This is a genomic window from Citrobacter sp. Cf136 (genome assembly GCF_030333815.1).
Lineage (GTDB): Bacteria > Pseudomonadota > Gammaproteobacteria > Enterobacterales > Enterobacteriaceae > Citrobacter > Citrobacter freundii.
In genome coordinates this window covers 1-260 of record NZ_JAOWFE010000016.1, presented here as the reverse complement: position 1 = coordinate 260, position 260 = coordinate 1, and the positions used below count along the sequence as shown (strand labels likewise).

At 56.2% G+C, this 260-nt stretch carries 1 protein-coding gene; it reads left to right on the top strand.

Features of this window, described 5'->3' with window-relative positions:
* On the top strand, nt 1-260 hold a 260-nt coding region (locus OGV98_RS00520), incomplete at both ends, for a contractile injection system protein, VgrG/Pvc8 family (protein ID WP_286550919.1).

Sequence of the window (260 nt, the reverse complement as noted above, 5' to 3'; positions counted from 1 at the left end):
CTCAGGGAGAACAACGACTGGCAGATGAATTACCAGCTGACTGTTTCGCCCCCGCTCTGGCGGGCAGGGCTGCGGCAGAAATTCCGCATCTTTCAGCAGCAGGATATCCAGACTATTTCCTCCACCCTGCTTGCTGAAAACGACGTCACTGACTGGGTGCCTTCCTTTTATGAGCCCCACCCCGCCCGCGAATTCTGCGTGCAGTACGGCGAAACTGACCTCAATTTTCTGAGCCGCCTGTGGGCTGAAGAGGGCATTTT